Here is a 20,507-nt window from a genome sequence, read left to right on the forward strand (position 1 = left end):
CAAGCGACCCACGAATGATGGGCAGGGCGGCCTCGGCGGCCTTGACGCTGGTGTGGTGCTTGCCGCTGGGGAAGCCGCAGGCCACGGCGACCTTGAGGTCGGCGCCGGCGGGGATGGTGAGTGGCAGCATCGAGGGGGAGACGCAGACCGAGTAGGTGCCCAGCTCGATGGCTTCGGCGATGAGGGCGGTGACGTCGGCGGCAGTGGCCTCGGGCTTGAGCAGGGTGTGGTCGATCGTGCGGGCGACGCTGGCGGCGTCGGGGGAGATGGAAGTCATGGGGTGTGTCCTTAGTTGGTGACGAGCTCGGGGGTGCCATGCGCGGCGGCGGGGGTGCCGGCGGTGGTGGCGAGGGTGGCGTGTGCGGCGGTGAGGACGGCGTCGAGGTGGATGCCGCGGAGGCGCAGCACCTCCGGGCCGCTACCGGACTCGCCGAACTCCTCGACCGAGACCACTTGGCCGTCCAGGCCCACCCAGCGGTACCAGGCGTCGCCGCGGCCGGCTTCGACGGCGACTCGGGCGCGCAGCGCGGCCGGCAGCACGGACTCGCGGTAGTCGGCGGTCTGCTCGGCGAACCACTCGACGCAGGGCATCGAAACCACGCGGGCGTTGATGCCTTCCTCGGCGAGCCGGGTGGCGGCGTCGATGGCGAGGTGCACCTCGCTGCCGGTGGCGAGGATGGCCAGGTCGGTGCCGTCGCCGTGTTGCCACCGCACGTAACCGCCGGCCGTGACCCCGGCGGGCGTGAGCTCAGTGCTGGCCAGCACGGGCAGGTCTTGCCGGCTGAGGATCAGCGCGACCGGGCGGTCGGGGGTGGCGAGGATGCGGCGCCAGGCGGCGACGACCTCCACGGAGTCGGCGGGGCGCACGATGTCCAGGCCGGGGACTGTGCGCAGCGACGCGATCTGCTCGACCGGCTGGTGGGTGGGGCCGTCTTCGCCGACGGCGACGGAGTCGTGGGTGTAGACGTAGACCGCGCCGAGACCCATGAGCGCGCCGAGGCGGATGCTCGGGCGCATGTAGTCGCTGAACACCAGGTAGGTGGAGGCGAACGGTCGCCACGGGCCCTGCAGGGCAATGCCGTTGAGGATGGCGGCCATGGCGTGCTCACGGATGCCGAAGCGGATGAATTCGCCGGCCGGGTTGGCGGCGGAGAACCGGGCGCCGTCGACCTCCACGGTGGTGGAACCAGCGAGGTCGGCCGAGCCGCCCCAGAGCGGAGCGGAGCCCTGCAGCGCGCGGAGCACGGCGCCGTTGGTCTTGCGGGTGGCCATCGGGTCGCCGGGCTCGCCGAGCTTCACGGTGTCGAGGGCGGCGGTGGAGAATTCGCCGCCGCGGAAGGCCTGCCAGCGCGCCGCGGCCTCGGGCTCGCGGGCGGCCCAGGCGTCGAGGTCGGCCTCCCAGGCGGTGTGCATCCGCTCGCCGCGGGTGAGCGCGCCGCGGGTGTACTCGAGGGTCTCGGGGGAGACGAGGTCGTGCAGGGGAGCGTCGGGGGCGAAGCCCAGCATTGTCTTCACGAGCGCGAGCTCGTCGGCGCCGAAGCCGCCGGAGTGTGCGGCGGAGGTACCGGCGAACTTGGCCGACGGGGCGCCGATCACGGTGCGGAGGGCCACCAGGGTGGGCCGGCCGGTGCGCTCGGCGGCCTCGCGCAGGGTGGCCTCGAGGGCGTCGAGATCGGCGGGGGTGTCGATCTCGAGCACCCGCCATCCGTAGGCCCGGTACCGGGCGCGCACGTCTTCGCTGAAGGTCTCGTCGGTGCCGGAGTCGATGGTGATGTGATTGTCGTCCCAGATCAGCACGAGGTTGTCGAGGCCGAGGGTGCCGGCCAGGCTGCTCGCCTCACCGGAGACGCCCTCCTGCAGGCAGCCGTCGCCGGCGAGCACCCAGGTGGTGTGGTCGAGCAGGGCGGAGCCGGGGGTGAACACGGCGCTCTCGTGCCGGGCGGCCATGGCCATGCCCACCGCGGAGGCGACGCCCTGGCCGAGCGGGCCGGTGCTCATCTCCACGCCCACGGTGTGGTGCACCTCGGGGTGGCCGGGCGTCTTCGAGCCCAGGGTGCGGCTCTTGGCCAGGTCGTCGAGGGTGAGGCCGTAGCCGGTGAGGAACAGCTGGGTGTAGAGCAGAAGGCTAGCGTGACCGGCCGAAAGAACGAAGCGGTCGCGGGCGGGCCAGTCGGGATGGGCGGGGGAGTGCCGCAGCACTCGGGAGAACAACACGTGGGACACTGGTGCCAATGCCATGGCGGTGCCGCCGTGCCCATGTCCTTTGGCCTGCACCACGTGTGCGGCCAGGGCCTGGGCGCTTGCGACGGCGCGGGCGTCCAGCTCGGCGGACGTCATCGGTGACGGGAACTTCTTCGTTTCAGTAGCCATGCGAGATACTTTGGTATACAAATGTACTTAAGTCAAACAATTGGTTCGGCACCTCCCGCAGACCGGGCGGATGCGTTCGGAAGACGGGAATCCCATGGCACACGCTCTGTCCACCGGCTCGGGTGTGGTGCTTGACCTCATCCGCTCCGGCCGTGCCACCACTCGCACCGACCTCATCGAGCAGCTCGGCTGGTCGCGCATCACCCTGGCCCGCCGGCTCGATGAACTGCTGCACGCCTCCATCGTGATGAGCGTGGGGCAGCTCGACTCCCGCGGCGGCCGCCCGCCCGAAGAATTCGCCGTGAACCCGGATGCCGGCCTGCTGCTGGCCGTGGACATCGGCGGTTCGCACACCCGCCTGGCCATCACCGACCTGGTGTCCACCATCCTCAGCGAAGACGAGGCCGACATCGGTCTGAGCGAGGGGCCCGCCGAGATCTTCGAGTGGGCCGGCCAGGTGTTCGACCACATGCTCGACCGGCTCGGCAAGACGCGCGCCGACGTGGTGGGCATCGGGGTGGGCGTGCCCGGCCCGGTCGACTTCGTGACCGGCCGGCTGGCCAGCCCGCAGGTGGACACCCAGTGGAACGACGTGCTGGTGAAGGAGTACTTCGACGGCCGCTACGACCACGCCGTCTTCGCCGTGGACCGGGACGTGAACATCATGGCGCTCGCCGAGGCCCGCCGCGGCTGGACCGAGTACCGCGACGTGGTGGTGCTCAAGGCCGGCATTGGCGTGGGTCTGGCATTCGTGCTGGACGGTTCGATCTACCACGGCTCCCGCGGCGGTGCCGGCGAGCTCAGCGCCGTGCGCGTCGGCGGGGAGCGTACCGTGCGGTTGGAGTCGATCGCCAGCGGCGCGGTCATCCGCAGTGAACTGCTCAGCCTGGGTCGCCGGGTTCGCACCAGCAGCGACATCGTGGGCCTGGCCAACGACGGCGACCCCGCCGTGCTGCGGCTGCTCGCCGAGACCGGCACCGAGATCGGCCAGAGCCTGGCCCACGTGGTGGGGCTGCTCAACCCGCAGGCCGTGGTGGTCGGCGGCAACCTGGCCCAGGCCGGCGAACCGTTCCTCGGCGCGATCCGGCAGGCCATCTTCGCCGGCGCCCGCGACTTCGCCCTGCAGGGCCTCGTCGTGGAGAAGTCCCGGCTCGGCCACATCGCCGGCGTCACCGGAGCCTCGCTCATCGCCCAGGACGCCCTGTTTGAGGCCGACCGCATCAGCCGGCTCACCCGCGGCGGCGGCATCGGCGTCTCACTGCACACCCAGCCGGCCTGAGCCGAATCGGCGCAGTCCGCCACGACCGGCACGGCCCTGCCCGCTCCGGCGCGGCTGGCTAACGGCTCAGCTCGGCTTTGCCCCGCGGCGGCACTCCCGGCCGCCTGATCTGGTGCGCCCGCGGCCGGCGACCCCGGCGACCGATCCGAATTTACTTTGGTGCACTTGTAGACAAAAGGTCGCTTAGGCTTATACAGTCAAGCCAGTCGCCCTCGCGGGCCGGCTGCACCGGAAACAACAAAGGAGTTCATTCGTGGCACTGAACCTGGCCGAAGCCCTCTCGTCGATCGAGACCCAGGCGGAAGCCGCCGACTGGCGGGCCGCCATCCGTCTCGCGGGCGCAGGCCTGGTGGCCGGTGGAGCCACGACGGATGCCTACACCGACGAGATGATCGACGCGGTCGAGAAGCACGGACCGTACATCGTCATCGCTCCCGGTGTCGCTCTCGCGCACTCCCGCCCGTCGCCCGCGGTTCTCACCGGGGGACTGAGCTGGGTTAGCCTGGCCACCCCCGTGGAGTTCGGCAATAAGGCCAACGACCCCGTCACCCTCGTGATCGGCCTGGCCGCCAAGGACCACGACGCACACCTCCAGGTGATGCGGGCCCTGGCCGGCGTGCTCTCCGACGGCCCCGCGATGAAGCGTCTGGCCGTGGCCGACACCGCCGACGAGGTGCGCGCCGTGCTCGGCGACCTCGCCGCGGCTGCCGCGTAACGCGGCCCGTACGCATCCGTTTTTCTCACACTCGTCTCACCCAATCGAAAGGCACCCCATGAAGATCGTCGCCGTCTGTGGAATGGGCATTGGAACCTCAGTGCTGCTCAAAATGAACGCCGAGAAGGTTCTCGCCAAGCTCGGCATAGACGCGGATGTTGAAGCCGCCGACATGGGCGTGGCCCGTGGCGCCGCGCAGACCGCCGAGATCGTGCTCACCTCGGAGGAGCTGGCCGAGGAGCTCGGCGACGTGCCCGCCGAGGTCATCATCATCAACAACTTCTTCGATCTCGAGGAGATCACCGAGAAGCTCACCGCCGCCGTCGAGTAACCCCGTCACCGTCTCTCTCTCACAGAATTAGGAGCTCCCACAATGGAGTGGCTTGTCGTCGTACTGAATTTCATCGGGCAGCAGATTCTCAACGTGCCCGCGTATCTGATCGGCATCATCACCGCGATCGGGCTGATGGCGCTCAAGCGCAACTCCGGGCAGGTGATCGGCGGTGCCCTCAAGGCGGCCCTCGGCTTCCTGATCCTCGGGGCCGGCGCCAACGTGGTGGTGGGCTCGCTCGACCCGCTCGGCAACCTGATTCTCGCGGTGACCGGCGCCCAGGGCGTCATCCCCACCAACGAGGTCATCACCGCCATCGCGCAGGAGCAGTTCGGTGCGCAGAGCGCCTATGTGCTCACGCTCGGCTTCCTGGTGATGCTCGCACTGGCTCGCTTCACTCCCCTTAAATATGTATTCCTCACTGGGCACCACATGGTCTTCATGGCCACCATGCTCACCGTGGTTCTCTCCGTCGGCTTCGGCGACGGCGCCAGCTGGCTCGTCGTGCTCATCGGTGCGCTGCTGCTCGGCGTGATCATGGTCGTGATGCCAGCGTTCGTGCACCCGTGGACCAAGAAGATCACCGGCAACGACACCATCGCCATCGGCCACTTCGGCACCCTCGGCTACATCGCCGCCGGTGCCGCCGGCCAGGTCGTGGGCCGCAACAGCAAGTCCACCGAAGACATCAAGTTTCCGCAGGGCCTGAAGTTCCTGCGCGACTCGATGGTGGCCACGTCACTGTCGATGGTGCTCATCTATATGGTCTTCGCCGTGTGGGGCCTGATCGCCCTGCCGCTGCAGGATGCGCTCGACATCTTCGGGTCCGCCGACGCCGGCGCGTTCATCATGGCCGCGTTCGCGCAGGCGCTGCAGTTCGGTGTGGGCGTCGCGGTCATCCTCTACGGTGTGCGCACCGTGCTCGGTGAGCTCGTTCCCGCCTTCCAGGGCATCGCCGAGAAGGTCGTGCCCGGAGCCCGCCCGGCCCTGGACATCCCGATCGTGTTCCCGTTCGGCGCCAACGCCGTGCTGATCGGCTTCCTGAGCTCGTTCGCCGGTGGCCTCATCGCCCTCGGTGTGCTCGCGGTGTGGCTGAACCCGGTGTTCGGTCTCGCGCTGATCCTGCCCGGTATGGTGCCGCACTTCTTCACCGGTGGTGGAGCCGGTGTCTACGGGAACGCGACCGGCGGACGCCTGGGCGCGATGATCGGTGGTTTCGTCAACGGCGTGATCATCACCATCCTGCCCGCGATTCTGCTGCTGGTTCTCGGCGACTTCGGCTTCGCCAACAGCACCTTCGGCGACGCGGACTTCGGCTGGTTCGGCACCCTCGTGGGTGTGAGCGTCGGCGTCGGCGGTGGCCTCGCGGTAGTTCTCGCGATCCTCATCGCCGTGGTGCTCGTCAGCGTCGCGATCGTCTACCAGATCCGCGTTGTGGACAAGGGCTGGGTGCCCGGAGCCAAGCGTGACCTGTGGATCGCCGAGGAGAAGGCGGCCGAGAAGGCTGTGCTCGACGCCGAGAAGGCCCGTCGCAAGGCGGAGAAGGAAGCGGCGGCCGAGGCCGTTTAGCTCCAGCCTGTCTCGCCAGAGGGCGGCTCCGCGGTGCGGGGTCGCCCTCTGGTGTTGTGCGGCACTGGAGTGGGCGGGATCCGCGCGCATGGTGAATGTACGGGTGTGCTCGAGTGGGCGGGCCACGGTCTGGGCTGTGCGCGGGTCGGGCGCCGGTTCGTGGGCGGCGTGCCACCCGCGAAACGGCGCCATCCCCGCGGACCGCGGCGGAGCCCCGTCGAGAGGTGGCCCACGCGGGCGCGGACGTTCGTCGGGACGCGACCACGGCCTCTGTTGAGGGCTGTTGTCGTCGGTCGGGCTACTCGAGCACGGCGTACGCCTCGAGCTCCACGAGGACGTCGGGTTCGAAGAGGAAGTCGATGCCGAGCACCGACACCGGCGGCAGTGGCTGCGGCAGGCCCAGCTCGTCGGCGACGAGGTCGATGCCGGCCATGAAAGCCTCGAACCGGCCCGGGGCGGATGCGTCGGTGAGGAAGAAGCGCAACCGCACGACATCCGCGAGATTGGGGCGCTCCACGCGTGGCCTGGACCTGCTCATCGGATCCGCATTGACTTCGGGTGCCGGGCGCGCACGTCTGTGGACTTTGCGGCTCGGGCTCCTCGTTATTGCGTGAATTGAGAAAGGGGCGGGACTCGTGTCGCCGCGGTCGCGTGCCAGGAGGCCTCGATCATGGGAAAGATCTCATCGAGGGTGTTGAGCGGTTGTGAAGTTGCGCGCGCGACGGAATAAACGGAGACGATGAAGCGGGACATGGTTTGAGCTGCAGTCGGGGTGAGCCCCAGCTCAGGATCGGCTTTCAGAGCATCCGCTAAGGATGCCGCGTGGCGCGTCAGCATCGACTCCTCGTAGCTGTGCAGAGTCGCGGACTCGTCGATCATGCTCCAGATCGGGCGCGCGGCGTCGGAGCCGCAGTGCCGGAGCATGACCTCGAGCTCCCGGCGCAGAGCTTGGAGCACCATTTCGTCCTCGCGCCGGTCGGTGACCGCACGGACGAAGCGTTGCTCGAAGACGTCATCAAGTTCGAAGACAAGCGCTTCTTTCGAGGCGAAGTGAGAGAACAATGTCGTCACAGCCACGTCAGCATCAGCCGCCACGTCGCGAATGCCCACCTCGTCATAGCCGTGGGTAAGAAAAAGGCGTCGAGCAGACTCGGCGATCCTGCGGCGGGTCTCCGCCTTCTTGCGCTCGCGGCGGCCCACGGGGACGCTTTCTATGGTCATGGACCCATCCTAGCAAAACACTTACGGATACGAAACGCTAACGGTTAGTGCTAGCTTCGGTACATGAGAAAAGTAAGTTTCGCCGCTTTCGGCGCCCCTGAGGTCCTAACGCTGATCACTACCGACAAGCCCCAGCCGGGCTCGGGTCAGATCCGCATAGTCGTCAAAGCAGCTGGGGTGAACCCTGTCGATTGGAGGATCCGGGAGGGGCAACGCCAGGCGACGCATCCGATCGCGCTTCCGTCCGGCATCGGCCAGGACGCATCGGGCGTTGTGGATGAGATAGGTGAGGGGGTGGAGGGCGTCGCTGTGGGTGACCTCGTTTTCGGGCGGGGGTTCGAGACGTATGCGGAGTACGCGCTTCTGACGTCCTGGGCTCCGATTTCCGACGGGCTGAGCTTTGAGGAAGCAGCCGGCTACCCGTCCGTCGTCGAGACGGCCCTTCGTGCCATCCACGAAGTCCGGGTGCAGCCGGGTGAGACCCTCCTGATCAGTGGTGGTTCTGGTGGTGTCGGATCCGCGGCCGTACAGATCGCCCGGGCGCGGGGCATCACTGTCATCGCGACGGCCGGGTCTAGCAACCAGGACTATTTGCGAGATCTAGGTGCTGTGCCGACCACGTACGGCGACGGGTGGGTGAACCGGGTCCGTCAGATCGGCCGCGTCGACGCTGCGATCGATATTGCGGGTTCAGGCGTGATCGCCGACCTCGTGGAATTGACCGGTGACGCGAACAAAGTCGTCACGATAGCCGACCTCGCCGCGCCCGAGCACGGGGTGCGGTTCTTGGGCGTCGGCGGAGACATGTTCAGCGCGCTTGCGGTGGCCGGCGATCTCATTCGCGACGGCCGACTCGTCATTCCCATCGACACGGTGTACCCCCTAGCCGAAGCGGCCGCGGCACAGGCAGACAGCCAGGCAGGGCACACGAGAGGGCGACGCGTGCTTGTCCCCTGACTGATCGCCTGCCAGCCCCGTGATGTCCCATGGTGGATCCTCGACCGCTCGAAACGTCTGCCAGAGACTGAGATGCCTTTCGCAGAGCACGTGCTCGTCGTGCGTGTCGACGAGATGGTGCTAGCGGAGAACAAGGCGCCACTTGGCCGGGATGACACAGGGACGGAACGAAATGACGCTTCGCCCATCCGGCGCGTACTCGACTGGGACGGCCATCTCACAGGGGATGTCGTCGCTCGGACGTGAACGAACTGTTGCCTCCACGAGCACGACCTCGGCCGCACCGAGCTGCATGATCTTCCTTTCATGACGTGGATCTGCGGTGGATCAGTCGGTTCGGGTGAGGCAGTCGAGAATGATCGACCATTGAGTGGGGCTGACCGCGAACGCGTTCGGGCGGTTGGGCATCGTGAATAGTTCGAATTCCTCGAACTCGGCGAGCCCTTTGAGAGCGGATCGGGTGACCAACGGCTCAGCGAAGACGTTGCCATCCAAGGGCACGAACAGTCAGCGCTCGCGGCTAAGGTTTGTCGAACCGCCTCCGGATGGGCGCCGGACCCGCGAAATGCCGAACTCGCCCTAGTCGAGCACGGCGTACGCCTCGAGCTCGACGAGCACGTCGGGTTCGAAGAGGAAGTCGATGCCGATCACCGACACCGGCGGCAGCGGCTGCGGCAGGCCCAGCTCGTCGGCGACGAGGTCGATGCCGGCCATGAAGGCCTCGACCCGACCCGGGGCGGATGCATCGGTGAGGAAGAAACGCAACCGTACGACATCCGCGAAGGTGGCGCCCGCGCCGGCCAGGCCGAGCGCGGTGTTGCGGAGCACCTGGGCGACCTGCCCGGTGAGGTCGCCCGTGGCGATGCGGGTGGCGTCGCCGTCGCGGGAGATCTGCCCGGCGACATGCACGTGGCGGGTGCCCGTGCCGACGGCGACGTGGTGGTACGGCGTCGGCTGGAACATGTTGGCGGGGGAAAAGGTTTCGACGCTCATGTGAGGTTGCTTTCGTTGAAGTCGGTTGGTGGTATCCCCTGTCTACCTAGTGCACGAAAGAAACTTCAACGGGACTAGGTGTCATGAATGACACCTCCCAGGCCGGCTCCGCGCTCCTTCAGGTGGATGCGCCGCACCGCGAACTGCTCGACCAGGTGCTCGACAAGTGGTCGCTGCAGGTGCTCGACGTGCTCTGCGGCACGAATCTGCGCTTCAATGAGTTGCGCCGTGCGATTCCCGCGATCGGGCAGAAGTCGCTCACCGCGTCGTTGCGCCGGCTCGAGCGCAACGGCATGATCGAGCGCGTGGTGCTGCATGCCCGCCCGGTGGCGGTGGAATACCGGATCGCCCCGGTGGGCAACACCCTCAACGGACTCGTCGATGCACTGCTGCGCTGGACCACCGAGAACATGCCCGAGGTGCGGCGGGCGCGGGAACGGTTCGACGCCGAGGAGCGCTAGCTCGCCGGCGGACCCACCGTTGGGAACGCCTGAGACTCATCCGTTCGACTGCGCCGAGAGATACTCATCCTGTAGCTCCGTGTCCGAGACGTTTCTGCGCCGTGGCGCAGCCACCTTCGCGAGCCAGAGCAGGGCGGCCGAAACAAAGACAAGGATGACGCCGGAACCGAGAAAGATCACGACCATATTGAATACCAATGCAAACCAGTAGGAGAATCCGGTGAGAGTGGCCGTGCCCATGATCATGAACGCCGCGTTCAGGGCAATGAGTGCGGCGATGACGAAGATGACGACGTACTGGCTCGATTCGGCCCTGTGCAGCGCCAGGACGTAGGTCAATCGAACATTGCCAAGGAAGTGGAGTTGCTTTTCTTTCTCCGAGAGCTTCCGTACGGCATCGTAGTAGGGGCGTAAACGCTCTGTTCTTGCGGCTTCGCTGGCGTACTGCTTCTTTTGCCGTGCTCTCTCACGCGCCGCGGCCCTGTCGTGCTCGTACTGACGTTGGCGAGCCTCCTCTCGTTCACGTTGAGCCTGCTCTTCCCTGAACCGACTGCGGCCGGCCTCCTCTGCATAGCCTCGCGTGAAGTCGTCACTGTGGTTGCTGGGCGCACTATCACTGCTGCCGCTGCCTGAGGATGACTGCCCCGGACGCGATCTTTCCTTGTCATATGAGGCTCGCCTTGCGGGATCACTCAGTGTTTCCCACGCCTGCTCGATCACTATGAAGAGTCCAGACGTTCCTCCGGTATCAGGATGAGCCTGCCTCAAGAGACGTTTGTAGGCGGACCGAATCTCTTCAGCTGACGCGCTCTTCTTGACGCCCAGTAGCTCGTAGTAGTCCGGAGTCACTTTTCACATCCCCAGGCGCAGCGCGCACGATCGTCGTGTCTAGTTGGAGCCAAGTGGTCGTTGTTCAATTTCTCCTAGTCATCCTTGCGCAGTCGGTGGCAGAATGCCTAGCATGAGCGGACCAAAACTGATCTGGGGCACGGCCTATATTTGTCGCAGTTGCGGCACGTCGATCACGACGCCGTCCAGCTTCACCAAATGCCCGGTCTGCGGAATCAAGATCAACTAACTCGGCACGGGGCAGTCGGCATGTTGTTCACCAAATAGTGGTGCTCGCTGATTTCAGTTTGTGTGTTTATTTCCGGCGGTGAAATGAACGAAGCTCTGCTGGCTAGCAGTGACTAAGAATGAGATTGCGGCGCAGAGATGTACTCCCGCGAGCTAGTGGTGCACGGCCTTGTCGATCTTCTTCGCGTTCTTCTTGCTCAGCTTGAACAACTTGCTGCGCGCCTTCTTGAGCTTGGGGTCGTGCCAGGCCTGCTGGGCTCGGATGCGCATCCGTTCGAGCCGGTGTTTGTCGTGCCGGGTGCCGAGTAGGTAGAAGACGGCCGCGATGGCGGCGAGGGCGAGAAGGCGAGGGACGGTCATAGCGGCCTGCTTTCTGGGGGAGAGAAGGCGGTGAGGCGCGGGGCGCATGGTGCCGGTGGTTGCGCAGCGAGTGTAGCGCCGACGTGCCGGCCGTGATGCCTGGTCGTGCGTGCGGGCATCCTCGAGCGCAAAGGCTGCCGCGGTCTGCGCGTTACGCGGGCACGGCGCCGCTTCGCCGGCGGCGCGCCACGGGCGGAACGGCGCGGCGCCCGCGGATCGCAGCAGCGGCCGTCCCTCGTGCTCCACACGCCGGCGCACAGACCAGTGCCCCGGAAACAATCCCGGCGCACGGGGCATCCGTCGCTATCGCGCCAGGAACTGGAGAACTGCCGCGTTCCACTGATCGGCGTGGCTCACGGTCACCCCGTGCGGGGCGCCCTCGATCACGACGAGATCCGACCCCGCGATGGACGCGTGGGGGCGGCGGCACGCCCGCACCGGATGCGGCGGCCGCGATTCTGCGGCATGTGGCGGACACCGCCGACACCCGGTTGCGTCTGCTCGTCGGAGACGACGCACCCGCACAGGTCGTCGCAGCCCTGGACAGCCGACGCCGGAACTACGCCCGCGACCCGCGCTTCGTCAGCGCGGCTGAGGCTGCCGCCGAGCCCACGCACTGATGGGGCATCCGGTCGTCGGGTCGTGCTGTCTGCGGCCCATCCGGATGCCACGCTTCTGCTCTTCGTCGACAATGACCGGTTGAGCTATCTCGAACTCGCGCCGCACGGTGACGATGCGTTCTCCGAGTTCCCCTTGGCGGCCCAGCTCTCCGCGTGACCCTCGGGTGAGGGCTCAGTTGCGGCGGGCTGTCACCCTGACGGAACGGTGACCCGGGTCGCGCCTCTTGTGCGTCGGCGGAGAATGACGATGACGGCTGCGATGATGAGCAGGGCGAGTACCGCGATGAGAATCACGGCCCAGCCTGGAAAACCCGCGGTCTCGACCACACTGGTCTCTCCCGACTCCGGGAACGTGATCTTAGCGGTCGTCTCCTTCACCAGAACCCCGCTCGTCAGCGTCACCGCGGCATCCCATGGCCCGGCAATCAGCCCGTGGGCGAGCGGGACCGTGACGGTTCCCGTCTTCCCGGGAAGAATCGTGGTGGCGAGACTGGTGGTGAAGGGACCGGCTGACGTTGTCCCGGGTCCGCCAGTGAGCGAGACCGCCCCGGAGATATCCACGGCACGACCGCCGGTGTTCTCGACGAGAGCGTGGACCTGCGGTGTGCCGTCGGCTGTTCGGGACGTTGTGAGTTCTTGGATGCTGAAGTCGGCCGGCGGCCCGTTACCTGGGCCGACAGAGAGATAGACCCGGATGCCGGTGCGGCTGGCCGTGTTGACATCGCCGGTCGTGGCGGAATTGACCTGCGCCCAAATGGTGGCATATTGCTCGGACTCGGCGGCGTCTTCGGGGACCGCGATCGTGACGGTCACTTCCGTTGAGTGGTGTGCGGGGAGGGACACGGTCGGCTGGTCGACGCTGATCCAGGTCGTGAGCTCGGTGGGGTTGCCATCGTCGGGGCTGAACTTGCCGTCGACGATCGTGGAGGCCGCGGCATACACCTGCGCGTCCCGTGAGACGTCATCGAAGTTGGAGATCGTGACCCGCCGCTGGATCGTGGTACCGGGCGTGAGGTTATCGACGATATTCGCACGGGCGCGGGAATCATCCTGGCTCTCGACAGGAATATCCAGAAGCTGGATCCCAACCCCGGCGCCCGCAGTGCCCTCGGGGATGGGGGTGGGGCTCGGCGATGCCGCGGAAAGAAGGGTCACAAGGGCCAGAGCGATGGCCACGGGTTGGAGCAAAACGTATTCTCTTCTCAGACGACGATCATCGTCATCGGGTCACACGGGCGGCGGTTGGGCCGCCCGTGCGACCGATTTGGTTGCGCTACGAAAAAGTCGGTGAAGACTCCGGACTATCCGGCTGTCGTGATCGACTGAGTGAAAGTTCCCGTGTACTCGCCGGCCAGAGCGTTGGCCGGGATCTTGAGCGTCAAATACGTGGTCCACGCGGCGTCGTTGTTACCGTGCACGTTGTAAGCCGAGTAGATCGTGCCGGTGGCTCCGGTCGACGGGTTGCCCGGCTGAACGGTGAGGACGCCGTTCGGCACGCCGTCGGTGGTGTTCGGGTTCACAAAGAAATTGTCGATCGGGAGTGCTTCCCCGGTCGTGGTGTTGACGAAGGGTGTGACTGAATAGGTGACTTCCCAGCCCTCGGTTCCCGCCCTCGTGTCGGTGATGGCCGTGCCCCTCAGGGCAACCTGGGACGACGCCAAGGAATCGGGGTCGTTGGTCTGAATCGGAGCCACCTCGCCGAAGTCGACCGAGTCCGGCACGGTGATTGACAGGCTGCCGCCCGCAACAGTGACGGTGGCTTCGGTGTCGTCGCTCGGGCTGATGACGGTGGCGAATGCCGGCGAAGCGAATGCTCCGGCGAGCGCAATTGCGCCCACGGCCGATATTGCGAGGCGAGTTGAATGACGCATGGGTTCCCCTTTGGGTGAGAGCAAATAAGGCCGCGTCGAGACCCGACGCAACAAAAACGAGAACAACGACACTTCATCGAGTTAGGCGCCGAACCTGAGTGTGGCGGAGCGGCCCAGTCATTCGCAACTTTTTGTACCCCATTTGGGGAAAATATGTCCCCCGAACGGGAAATGGTCCGGTTATGCGGCCTATCGGAGCCTTCCCAGCCCCGGATACGGTGCAGACGTGCGCGAGACCCCGGATGCGGCAGCGGCGGAAGACCGTCGGCGACGGGACGTGCCCACGGGCGTGGTCATGGTGGGTATGGCGGCGATCGCCTGGTGGCCGGCGTTCACCCTCGGCGCCTGGGGCGAGATCTTCTTCGACGACATCCTCGCGTTGTGGGCCGCATCCGTCGCCGCCCTGGTCTTTGTGCTCGTCGAGCGGCGTCCCCTGCGAGGGAGGCTGGGGCGAGGGCTGTTGTTGCTGCTCCCGTCGGTCTGGCTGCTGCTGAGCTTCGTCGCCCAGGACGCCGTGACCGATCTCGGCATCGCCCTGCTCGACTTGGCGGCGTTTGTGGCCGTGCTCATCGGCATCCCGTTCACGCTGTGGGTGTTGGTGCAGATCGTGTGGCCCGACTTCGCCGTCGGCACCCCACGCCGCTCGAAGTGGCTCATCGTGGTCGTGGTGCTCGCCGTCGTGATCGCGTCGTACGTGCTGGGCCTGAACCAGGCGCGGTTCCTCACCTGCGAGGACTTCTCGATCAGCGGGAACGCTCCGCCGGCTGGTTGCTCCCCGGCGGAGTCCCGGTGAGCGCCGCCAGCCCGGGATGTCGTGGGACGCGTGGGCTCTAGGGGTAGCCGGCGGCCACCTAGTATCGAACGTGGCTGGTCGCCCCGGACCCGTGCGGTGAAACGGGGCCAGGTGGGAACCATTCCGGCCCCGCCAGTGTTGTTGTGGATATGAAGACCATTGTGTACAGCCAGACCGGTGACCCGTCCGTGCTTCAGCTCGTCGATCGGCCGAAGGTTGAACCCGGCGCCGGCGAGGTGCGCGTGCGCGTCGTGGTGAGCGGGGTGAACCCCACCGACTGGAAATCCCGCCGCGGCTCCGCCCCGGGCGAGAAGCTGGCGTTCGACGAGGTGGTGCCCAACCAGGATGGCGCGGGCATCGTGGATGCGGTCGGCGCCGACGTGCAGAATGTCACGGTGGGTGACCGGGTGTGGCTGGCGCTCGCCGCCTACCAGCGGGCGAGCAGTGGGTCCGCGCAGGAGCTGGCCGTGCTGCCGGCGGAGCGGGTGTTCCCGCTGCCGGACAACGCCAGCTTCGACCAGGGCGCGAGCATGGGCGTGCCGGCGATCACGGCACACCGCGCGCTGACCGTGGCCGAGGACGGCCCGCGCCGGCTGCACCCCGGGGCGCTGGCCGGCACGACGGTGCTCGTGGCGGGCGGGGCCGGTGCGGTGGGGCACGCCGCGATTCAGCTGGCCCGGTGGGCCGGGGCATCCGTCATCACGACCGTGAGCTCGCCGGAGAAGGCGGCGCTCGCCGCGGCCGCTGGGGCGCAGCATGTGCTGACGTACACCGACGAAGACATCGTGGCGCAGATTCGGGCGATCGCCCCGGACGGCGTGGACCAGATCGTGGAGGTCGCGCCCGCCCAGAACGCCGAGCTCGACCTGGCCGTCATCCGCAACCGCGGTTCGATCGCGGTCTACGCCAACAACGGCGGCGACGAGATGACCCTCGACGTGCGCAAACACTTCAGTCTCAACGTGCGCTACCAGTTCGTGCTGCTCTACACCGTGGGTATCGACGAGATCCGGGCCGCGGCCGAGGACATCAACGCGGCCCTGGCCGATGGTGCGCTCGCCGTGGGGGAGTCGGCCGGGCTGCCGCTGCATCGCACCGACCTCGAGCACACGGCGGATGCGCATGCTCTGGTGGAGAGCGGTGTGGTGGGCAAGGTGCTGATCGACGTGTCGTCCGCCCAGTAGGGCCACCAACGCCGGCCGTGTGCGCCGTCACTGCAGCTCGAGTGGGCGACCGCTACCGCTAGAGCGGGCGCGGTCGCCGCTACGAGGTGCGGTGAGCTGCTGCGGAGAGTCCTGCGCGCCCTCACCGCACCTTGTCTGGCTGGATGAGCCACCTATACGGGGCTCATCCAGCCGCCCGGGGTGCAGTGAGTGCGTCCGGGCACGCTGAGCGCATCGGCGACGGCTGTACCCCGCCAGAACCCGGTCCAAGAATGAGCATTCCTCTTGACTCCCCGAACCTTAACCGGTTTAGTTGAGGCATGACGAACAACGATGTCCGATCAAGTCCCTGTCCATCCACTCACTCGCGGGCGGGGCGGCTCGCCCTGGCCGCGACCCTGTCGGTCGCCCTGGTGGGCACCGGCGCGCTGGGGTTGGCCCCCGCGTCGGCGGTCACCAGCACCGCGAGCACGCCCGCGTCGGCGGTGCCGGCGGCCGACGCATCCGCCCCGCTCACCAATCTCAGCCACCTCAATTTTCTGCTCGATGAGGTACCGCTGCCGGTGCTCGACGGGCACACTACCTACCAGGCCGCGGAGAAGCCGGTGGTGGAAGCGCCCTGGACCTACGCGGACAAGAACGATGACGGCTCGTACACGCCGATCGGTGGCGGCGACCTCGACCCGGCCACCGGGTACTACACGCAGGGCGCGTTCAATGCCGACGACACCTCCCGTGCGGCGGTGGTCTATCTGCGGCACTGGCAGCAGACCGGTGATACCTCGAGCCGCGACCACGCGTTCCAGACGCTGCGCTCACTCGCCTACCTGCAGACCACCGACGGACCCAACGCCGGCAACGTGGTGCTCTGGCAGCAGGTCGACGGCACGCTCAACCCGAGCGCCGAGCCGGTGGAACTGCCCGACCCGAGCGACTCGGACGAGTCCTACTGGCTGGCCCGCACGGTGTGGGCGCTCGGTGAGGGCTACGCCGCGTTCGCCGACGAAGACCCGGAATTCGCCGCGTTCCTCGAGGAGCGCCTGAACCTCAGCTTGGCCGCCGTGAACCGCGGCTCGCTCGGCGACTACCCCGCCTACGACATCGCCGACGGCGATGAGGTGCCGGCCTGGCTGATCGCCGACGGGGCGGATGCGTCCGCCGAGGCCGTGCTCGGCCTCGCCGCGTACCTGCAGGCCGGCCCGACAGGACCCACCGCTGACACGGCTAGCACCGCGCTGGCTCAGCTCAGCGAGGGCATCTCGGCGATGTCCACGGTCGAGGGTGCCAGCGGCGACTGGCCGTTCGGCGCGATCATGCCCTGGACGCACTCGCCCAGCCTGTGGCACGCCTGGGGCGGGATGGCCCCGGCGGCTGTCGCCGTCGCATCCGAGGTTCTCGACGACCCGGCCCTGCTCACGGCCGCGGTGCAGGACACCGCCCAGTTCACCCCGCAGCTGCTCGCCGCGGGTGGGCCGGACAACGCGTGGTCGCCGACTCCGGGTGAGGCGCAGATCGCCTATGGCGTCGACTCCCGGCTGCAGAGCCTGGTGGCCACCGCCGACGCGGCCGACGCCCCCGGGCTGCTCAACGTGGCGGCGATCACCGCCGGCTGGTACTTCGGCGCCAACCGCAGCGGCCTGCCCGCCTACGACCCGGCCACCGGTACGGCGATCGACGGCATCGAACGCGACGGCCGGGTGAACACCAACTCCGGCGCCGAGTCGACCATCCACGCGCTGTTGTCGATGATCACCCTCGACGCGCACCCCGACCTCAAGGCAGCGGCCCTGGGCGTCACCAGCACCGTGGCCACCCACGGCCTGAGCGTGGTCGAGGCTGAGTCCGGCGCTCTGACCGGTGGAACGGTCGTCACGCCGGAGTCCTCGTGGACCGGCGAGGCCAACTGGTCCGGCGGTGCGTACGTCGACCTGGCCGCGGGTGGCACGCTCCGCATCACTGTGCCGGCCGATGACCAGGCTCGCCGGGTGCATCCGATTGTGAACCAGGTCGTCGACCCGTCCGGGACCACCACTTGGACCAGCGACACCGGCAAGCCGGGCAAGGGCCCGGGCAAGCACGACACCGGTAAGCCCGGCCATGGCACGCTCACGCTCGGCGCCACCGCCAACGGCGGCGCCGGCGAGCAGGGCGTCACCGAGGCGCCCGGCCAGCTGCTGCCGCTGCCGCTGACGAACACCCTGCCGGGCAAGGCGACCCAGGTCGTCGGCACGACGGATGCCGCGGCGCAGGTCGACGCGCTGCTCATCCAGCCCCTGATCTCCACGGTGGCGGTGACCGGGCCCGCCGGTGACTCGACGCTCTTCGTGAGCGCCGATACGGCCGACGCGCAGCGCCGCATCGACGTGCCGCGCGGGCAGCAGCTCGTGCAGCAGGCGTTCGACGCCACCGGCCAGCCGGTCGCGGATTCGCACAAGGGCAAGGGCGATGCCCGCAGCGGCAAGGTGTTCATCGCCGCTGGCGGGTTCACCCAGGTGTGGTTCGAGGCCAAGAAGTAGTAACGCCACGACGAGGTGCCCCGGTCGCGCGGTTCGCGCATCCGGGGCATTTCCGTGGTCTCGGCACTCCGGCGCGGCGCTCGGGCTTGGCATGGCGATGCGCGGGTCAGGCGCCGCTTCGCCGGTGGCGCGCCGCCGGCGAAGGGGCGCCTTGCCCGCGGAACGCCCGAAACGTTCGGTTGGAGCTCCCTCTGCGGAACGACAACCCCACGACGTCGGCCCAGTCACGCAAGATAGAAGGCATGGCTCACCGTCAACACGCATCCGCCTCATCTGGCCCCGACGGCGACCGGGCCGATAAGACCTGCGCCTCGTGCGGCCGGCGCATCGAGTGGCGCGCCAAATGGGCCAAGAACTGGGCGGCCGTGAAGTACTGCTCCGACACTTGCCGCGCCCACCGGGTGGACGACACCGACCGGCGGCTCGAAGAGACCATCACGACCCTGCTCGACAAGCGGGCAGCGGATGCCACGATCTGCCCGTCCGACGCCGCCCGAGCGATCGGCGGAGAGGAGTGGCGCGACCTGATGGAGCCGGCCCGCCGCGCCGCCCGCCGAATGGTCGCCCGAGGTGACCTGCAGATCACCCAGGGCGGCTCGGTCGTCGACCCCTCGACAGCCAAGGGCCCGATCCGGTTGCGCCGGCCACGCTAGGGCGCATCCGGCTACGGCCACGTGGGCCTGACCAAACTTGACGGGCTGCGGTTGCGACGCGCGGGTCAGGCGCCCCTGCGCGCGTGGCGTGCCAGGCGCGCAGGGGCGCGTTGCCCGCGCACCGCTGGAACCGGGTGCCGTGCCCGCGCACCGCGTGAACCGCGAGCTCTGACCGCGCGCCGCTAGAACAGCGCGCCGCTAGAACAGCGCGCGGCTAGAACCCTGCGCGGTCGAACGCCTGGAGCAGCGTCGGCCGGCGACTGTTCTCGTCGCGCAGCTCCACCATGAGCAACGCGAACCGGTGCGCGTCATTCGTCGCCTTGAGGGCTCGGCGCAGTTGCCGCAACCGGCCGACCGCGGACTTGTAGTTCTGGGGTTTGGACACAGCGAGGTCGGACTGAATGAGTTGGATCAGTACCGGAACGACGGCGGCCGGGTCGGCTTTCTCCCGCGCGGCCACCAACTCGGTCCAGAGCCCCACATCGGTGGTGAGCCGCTCGCCCGCCTCCCAGGCGCGCTCGGTGAGGTCCAGCTCTAGCAGGGTGCCGATCAATTCGCGCGGATGCTGCGTCTCAAGCCGCTCGAACACGGCCTCGGCGAACGAGTCCCAGGTTACGGCGCTGTTCGGGGCGCCCGCGGCCTGGGCGAGAGCCAGGGCGTTCTTCGCGGACGGCCGACGATCAAAGAGCATTTGTCGGGCAGCCAGTTCTGCGTCGTGCGCGCGGTACTCGTGCAGAAGCTCGGCCCAATAGTGGCCGGCACGCTCGGCCTGCCAGCTCTCCTCGAGCAGGGCGGCGCGTTCGGCGTATGCGATCGCCTGGTCGATGGCGCCGATTTCCATCAGAGCTTGGGCCAGATCATGCAGGAGATACGACCGGGTGAGGTCGCCGAAGCTGGCGATGACTTTCTCGGGATCACCGCTCGCCACGGCCACCCGTTGCCGGTAGCTGGCGATCAACCGGCGCTTCGAGTCGTAGGCGTCGGTGGGTGGCGGGAGCTCCGCTTCCAGCGCGTCCAGGCGTTCGCTGAGCACGGCGAGGCCGGGCTCACCCAGCGCGTCCCGGTACTGGGCGATATCGGGTTCAAAGAAGCCCTGGGCGCCGCCGAAGCGGAAATCGATGAGCCATTCGGCGAGCACCGCGGGCTTGGGCGGTGTCGCCTTGCACAGCTCGGCGTGGAGGTGAAGAAGAGCGCCGACCACACCCTGGATCTCACCGTTGGAGTCATCGGCGTGGAGCAGCAACTTCACGACAATGGCGATGGCCTTCTCCGTCGTGGGGATGAGCGCGGCGCTACCGAAGTTCCCTGCTGCGGCGCGGAGTTCGTGCACCCCAGCGTAGGCGTCGTCGACGTACTCCGAGACGGCGTTCCACCGGATGAGTTCCCGCCGGGTGCGAAACATCGCCAGGATGCGGGTGCGGGCCTTGGCGAGGGTCTCGGCGGATGCGTCGGTGCGGGAGCCGTTGGATGGCACCGGGGGCGCATCCGCGAACCGGTCGCTGTCTGGTGGGCACATGGCGACAAGTCTTGCAGCTAGCCCCGCCCCGCGCTCATAGCC

21 protein-coding genes and 1 pseudogene are annotated in these 20,507 nt (G+C 67.7%); 12 read left to right on the top strand and 10 right to left on the bottom strand.

The features are described 5' to 3' along the window. Window positions 1-4: 4 nt before the first annotated feature. A pseudogene (locus tag DOE79_RS17930) lies at window positions 5-277 on the bottom strand (2-deoxyribose-5-phosphate aldolase); the annotation flags it as partial. A gap of 11 nt (window positions 278-288) precedes the next feature. Continuing rightward, a complete protein-coding gene (gene tkt, locus DOE79_RS17935) occupies window positions 289-2,370 on the bottom strand; it encodes a transketolase (RefSeq protein ID WP_120339658.1) in 2,082 nt (693 codons plus the stop codon). Window positions 2,371-2,464: 94 nt separating this feature from the next. Here tkt and DOE79_RS17940 point away from each other — a divergent pair, with 94 nt between their 5' ends. From DOE79_RS17940 to DOE79_RS17955, 4 genes are all read left to right on the top strand, one after another. Beyond that, window positions 2,465-3,649 carry an ROK family transcriptional regulator gene (locus DOE79_RS17940; protein WP_120339659.1) on the top strand — a complete coding sequence of 395 codons (1,185 nt, stop codon included), beginning with the start codon at window positions 2,465-2,467 and terminating at the stop codon, window positions 3,647-3,649. Between the two features lie 253 nt (window positions 3,650-3,902). Further along, a complete protein-coding gene (locus DOE79_RS17945; RefSeq protein ID WP_120339660.1) occupies window positions 3,903-4,364 on the top strand; it encodes a PTS sugar transporter subunit IIA in 462 nt (153 codons plus the stop codon). Window positions 4,365-4,422: 58 nt separating this feature from the next. Next, the gene (locus DOE79_RS17950; protein ID WP_066597021.1) at window positions 4,423-4,695 is read left to right on the top strand and encodes a PTS sugar transporter subunit IIB; all 273 of its coding nucleotides are present in this window, start codon (window positions 4,423-4,425) and stop codon (window positions 4,693-4,695) included. Window positions 4,696-4,737: 42 nt separating this feature from the next. Beyond that, window positions 4,738-6,264: a PTS ascorbate transporter subunit IIC gene (locus DOE79_RS17955; RefSeq protein ID WP_120339661.1), complete on the top strand. Its 1,527-nt coding sequence runs from the start codon at window positions 4,738-4,740 to the stop codon at window positions 6,262-6,264. Window positions 6,265-6,562: 298 nt separating this feature from the next. On the opposite strand, the gene DOE79_RS17960 is transcribed toward DOE79_RS17955, so the two are convergent. Both DOE79_RS17960 and DOE79_RS17965 read right to left on the bottom strand, forming a co-directional pair. Beyond that, window positions 6,563-6,802, bottom strand: a complete 240-nt coding sequence (locus tag DOE79_RS17960; RefSeq protein ID WP_181445832.1) for a RidA family protein — start codon at window positions 6,800-6,802, stop codon at window positions 6,563-6,565. A gap of 65 nt (window positions 6,803-6,867) precedes the next feature. Beyond that, window positions 6,868-7,485, bottom strand: a complete 618-nt coding sequence (locus DOE79_RS17965) for a TetR/AcrR family transcriptional regulator (protein ID WP_120339662.1) — start codon at window positions 7,483-7,485, stop codon at window positions 6,868-6,870. A 63-nt stretch (window positions 7,486-7,548) separates the two neighbouring features. Here DOE79_RS17965 and DOE79_RS17970 point away from each other — a divergent pair, with 63 nt between their 5' ends. Beyond that, entirely contained in the window at window positions 7,549-8,442 is an 894-nt protein-coding gene (locus tag DOE79_RS17970; protein ID WP_120339663.1) for an NADP-dependent oxidoreductase, read from the top strand. Window positions 8,443-9,021: 579 nt separating this feature from the next. Here the strand turns inward: DOE79_RS17970 and DOE79_RS17975 are convergent. Next, window positions 9,022-9,435: a RidA family protein gene (locus DOE79_RS17975; protein ID WP_120339664.1), complete on the bottom strand. Its 414-nt coding sequence runs from the start codon at window positions 9,433-9,435 to the stop codon at window positions 9,022-9,024. Window positions 9,436-9,518: 83 nt separating this feature from the next. Here DOE79_RS17975 and DOE79_RS17980 point away from each other — a divergent pair, with 83 nt between their 5' ends. Further along, window positions 9,519-9,896, top strand: a complete 378-nt coding sequence (locus DOE79_RS17980; protein ID WP_120339665.1) for a winged helix-turn-helix transcriptional regulator — start codon at window positions 9,519-9,521, stop codon at window positions 9,894-9,896. A 36-nt stretch (window positions 9,897-9,932) separates the two neighbouring features. Here the strand turns inward: DOE79_RS17980 and DOE79_RS17985 are convergent, their stop codons facing one another. Beyond that, entirely contained in the window at window positions 9,933-10,745 is an 813-nt protein-coding gene (locus tag DOE79_RS17985) for a J domain-containing protein (RefSeq protein ID WP_120339666.1), read from the bottom strand. A 381-nt stretch (window positions 10,746-11,126) separates the two neighbouring features. Further along, window positions 11,127-11,333 (bottom strand): hypothetical protein, encoded by a 207-nt coding sequence (locus tag DOE79_RS17990; protein WP_120339667.1) that lies wholly within the window; start codon window positions 11,331-11,333, stop codon window positions 11,127-11,129. Window positions 11,334-11,800: 467 nt separating this feature from the next. Here DOE79_RS17990 and DOE79_RS20675 point away from each other — a divergent pair, with 467 nt between their 5' ends. Next, window positions 11,801-11,953: a hypothetical protein gene (locus DOE79_RS20675; RefSeq protein WP_162942830.1), complete on the top strand. Its 153-nt coding sequence runs from the start codon at window positions 11,801-11,803 to the stop codon at window positions 11,951-11,953. A gap of 22 nt (window positions 11,954-11,975) precedes the next feature. After that, a complete protein-coding gene (locus tag DOE79_RS21080; RefSeq protein WP_281270256.1) occupies window positions 11,976-12,110 on the top strand; it encodes a hypothetical protein in 135 nt (44 codons plus the stop codon). Window positions 12,111-12,142: 32 nt separating this feature from the next. Here DOE79_RS21080 and DOE79_RS17995 read toward each other — a convergent pair whose 3' ends face one another. Both DOE79_RS17995 and DOE79_RS18000 read right to left on the bottom strand, forming a co-directional pair. Then, the gene (locus tag DOE79_RS17995; RefSeq protein WP_120339668.1) at window positions 12,143-13,141 is read right to left on the bottom strand and encodes a COG1361 family protein; all 999 of its coding nucleotides are present in this window, start codon (window positions 13,139-13,141) and stop codon (window positions 12,143-12,145) included. Between the two features lie 113 nt (window positions 13,142-13,254). Further along, the gene (locus DOE79_RS18000) at window positions 13,255-13,824 is read right to left on the bottom strand and encodes a hypothetical protein (RefSeq protein WP_162942832.1); all 570 of its coding nucleotides are present in this window, start codon (window positions 13,822-13,824) and stop codon (window positions 13,255-13,257) included. Window positions 13,825-14,050: 226 nt separating this feature from the next. Here DOE79_RS18000 and DOE79_RS18005 point away from each other — a divergent pair, with 226 nt between their 5' ends. The 4 genes from DOE79_RS18005 to DOE79_RS18020 all read left to right on the top strand — a co-directional run bounded on the left by DOE79_RS18005 (window position 14,051) and on the right by DOE79_RS18020 (window position 18,949). Beyond that, window positions 14,051-14,617 carry a hypothetical protein gene (locus DOE79_RS18005; RefSeq protein WP_245977005.1) on the top strand — a complete coding sequence of 189 codons (567 nt, stop codon included), beginning with the start codon at window positions 14,051-14,053 and terminating at the stop codon, window positions 14,615-14,617. A 149-nt stretch (window positions 14,618-14,766) separates the two neighbouring features. After that, window positions 14,767-15,801 carry an NADPH:quinone reductase gene (locus DOE79_RS18010; protein ID WP_120339670.1) on the top strand — a complete coding sequence of 345 codons (1,035 nt, stop codon included), beginning with the start codon at window positions 14,767-14,769 and terminating at the stop codon, window positions 15,799-15,801. Between the two features lie 299 nt (window positions 15,802-16,100). Beyond that, window positions 16,101-18,296 (top strand): hypothetical protein, encoded by a 2,196-nt coding sequence (locus tag DOE79_RS18015; protein WP_220094259.1) that lies wholly within the window; start codon window positions 16,101-16,103, stop codon window positions 18,294-18,296. A 242-nt stretch (window positions 18,297-18,538) separates the two neighbouring features. Then, on the top strand, window positions 18,539-18,949 hold the full coding sequence (locus DOE79_RS18020; protein WP_120339671.1) for a DUF2256 and DUF3253 domain-containing protein: 411 nt from the start codon (window positions 18,539-18,541) through the stop codon (window positions 18,947-18,949). A 214-nt stretch (window positions 18,950-19,163) separates the two neighbouring features. Here DOE79_RS18020 and DOE79_RS18025 read toward each other — a convergent pair whose 3' ends face one another. Next, window positions 19,164-20,465 carry a DUF6880 family protein gene (locus DOE79_RS18025; RefSeq protein WP_120339672.1) on the bottom strand — a complete coding sequence of 434 codons (1,302 nt, stop codon included), beginning with the start codon at window positions 20,463-20,465 and terminating at the stop codon, window positions 19,164-19,166. Between the last annotated feature and the right edge of the window lie 42 nt (window positions 20,466-20,507).

Source organism: Cryobacterium soli (assembly GCF_003611035.1).
In the GTDB taxonomy this organism is placed as follows: domain Bacteria; phylum Actinomycetota; class Actinomycetes; order Actinomycetales; family Microbacteriaceae; genus Cryobacterium; species Cryobacterium soli.

What these genes read in the sequence shown, in the direction of transcription:
- tkt (WP_120339658.1), bottom strand. Translation starts at nt 2,370, where the DNA reads ATGGCTACTGAAACGAAGAAGTTCCCGTCACCGATGACGTCCGCCGAG.
- DOE79_RS17940 (WP_120339659.1), top strand. Translation starts at nt 2,465, where the DNA reads ATGGCACACGCTCTGTCCACCGGCTCGGGTGTGGTGCTTGACCTCATC.
- DOE79_RS17950 (WP_066597021.1), top strand. Translation starts at nt 4,423, where the DNA reads ATGAAGATCGTCGCCGTCTGTGGAATGGGCATTGGAACCTCAGTGCTG.
- DOE79_RS17955 (WP_120339661.1), top strand. Translation starts at nt 4,738, where the DNA reads ATGGAGTGGCTTGTCGTCGTACTGAATTTCATCGGGCAGCAGATTCTC.
- DOE79_RS17960 (WP_181445832.1), bottom strand. Translation starts at nt 6,802, where the DNA reads ATGAGCAGGTCCAGGCCACGCGTGGAGCGCCCCAATCTCGCGGATGTC.
- DOE79_RS17965 (WP_120339662.1), bottom strand. Translation starts at nt 7,485, where the DNA reads ATGACCATAGAAAGCGTCCCCGTGGGCCGCCGCGAGCGCAAGAAGGCG.
- DOE79_RS17970 (WP_120339663.1), top strand. Translation starts at nt 7,549, where the DNA reads ATGAGAAAAGTAAGTTTCGCCGCTTTCGGCGCCCCTGAGGTCCTAACG.
- DOE79_RS17975 (WP_120339664.1), bottom strand. Translation starts at nt 9,435, where the DNA reads ATGAGCGTCGAAACCTTTTCCCCCGCCAACATGTTCCAGCCGACGCCG.
- DOE79_RS17980 (WP_120339665.1), top strand. Translation starts at nt 9,519, where the DNA reads ATGAATGACACCTCCCAGGCCGGCTCCGCGCTCCTTCAGGTGGATGCG.
- DOE79_RS17990 (WP_120339667.1), bottom strand. Translation starts at nt 11,333, where the DNA reads ATGACCGTCCCTCGCCTTCTCGCCCTCGCCGCCATCGCGGCCGTCTTC.
- DOE79_RS18000 (WP_162942832.1), bottom strand. Translation starts at nt 13,824, where the DNA reads ATGCGTCATTCAACTCGCCTCGCAATATCGGCCGTGGGCGCAATTGCG.
- DOE79_RS18010 (WP_120339670.1), top strand. Translation starts at nt 14,767, where the DNA reads ATGAAGACCATTGTGTACAGCCAGACCGGTGACCCGTCCGTGCTTCAG.
- DOE79_RS18015 (WP_220094259.1), top strand. Translation starts at nt 16,101, where the DNA reads ATGACGAACAACGATGTCCGATCAAGTCCCTGTCCATCCACTCACTCG.
- DOE79_RS18020 (WP_120339671.1), top strand. Translation starts at nt 18,539, where the DNA reads ATGGCTCACCGTCAACACGCATCCGCCTCATCTGGCCCCGACGGCGAC.
- DOE79_RS18025 (WP_120339672.1), bottom strand. Translation starts at nt 20,465, where the DNA reads ATGTGCCCACCAGACAGCGACCGGTTCGCGGATGCGCCCCCGGTGCCA.